This is a genomic window from Streptomyces sp. NRRL WC-3549 (assembly GCF_000721935.1).
GTDB lineage: Bacteria > Actinomycetota > Actinomycetes > Streptomycetales > Streptomycetaceae > Streptomyces.
Window position 1 is genome coordinate 167,179 of sequence record NZ_KL585414.1, and the last position, 903, is coordinate 168,081.

The 903-nt window shown below is 74.6% G+C and carries 1 protein-coding gene and 1 pseudogene; one reads left to right on the plus strand and one right to left on the minus strand.

The features are described 5' to 3' along the window. Window positions 1-304 (minus strand): annotated as a pseudogene (locus tag IH13_RS0122030) (MarR family transcriptional regulator); the annotation flags it as partial. A 272-nt stretch (window positions 305-576) separates the two neighbouring features. On the opposite strand from IH13_RS0122030, the gene IH13_RS0122035 reads away from it, so the two are divergent. After that, window positions 577-903 (plus strand): membrane protein (locus tag IH13_RS0122035; protein WP_031087053.1); only part of this gene is annotated, 327 nt, incomplete at its 3' end.

The window sequence follows — 903 nt, forward strand, 5'->3', positions numbered from 1 at the left end:
CCAGCCGGTGGCGGCCGTCTCCAGGATCCGGACGGCGGAAGACGAGGTCGCGCTCCGCCCGGGCGCCGATGGTGGCAGCCACCGCCTGGTGCCGGACGCGCTCGGCGACCGACAGATCGCCGGCCGACGCCGTACCGTCCTTGTCCAGCCTGGTGAGGGCCGAGGTCCGGGGCGGGGGCGGGTCGCCGGGGGCGTGACTCTCGCGCAGCCGGCGCCTCAGCCGGCTGTGGACCACGCGGACCTCACGGGCCGCGCGTGCGGCCGTCCCGGACGCTCCGTCGGTGCTGCCGGTACCGTCGCCCATCTGCCCAAGCTAACTTGGGCAGCCTGGGCTGCGCACCTGGGCACCGTCGCCGGTGCCGTGGCAGCCGACCGGACGCCGAGGCCATCAGTAGGTACGCGCCCGCGTCGCGTACGCACCGGGCGGCAGGCCCGGGTCACCGGCCGTGTGAGCGCACTCCCGCGGCCCCGGGGAGCAGCCGGGCCGGTCCTCGCCCAGGGGGAAGCACGGGTCCGTTCCGGGCGCGGCGGCAACACCGCGCCGATCGGCTCGGCCTGTCGGTAGCCTGCGTCTTCATGATGCGCGCGTGGAGGTTTCCGATACTGCTGGTGCTCTGCGGCGCAGCCGTCGCCCTCGGGCAGTTCCTTCGAGGGAGTCCGCTCGCAGCCGCTGCGCTCCTGCTCGTGTTCGCCCTGCTCGCCGGCTGGAACTCGCCTCTGATGTTCCCGAAGCCGATCGGTGCGCTGGAAGCGCAACGGCGTAGCGCCGTCGACGGCCGGCCGGTCGTCTTCTGGCGGGCGGGGTGCAGGTACTGCATACGGCTGCGCATCCGGTTGGGCCGCAGCGCCCACCAGGCGCACTGGGTCGACATCTGGCGCGACCCGGCTGGAGCGGCGGTGGTG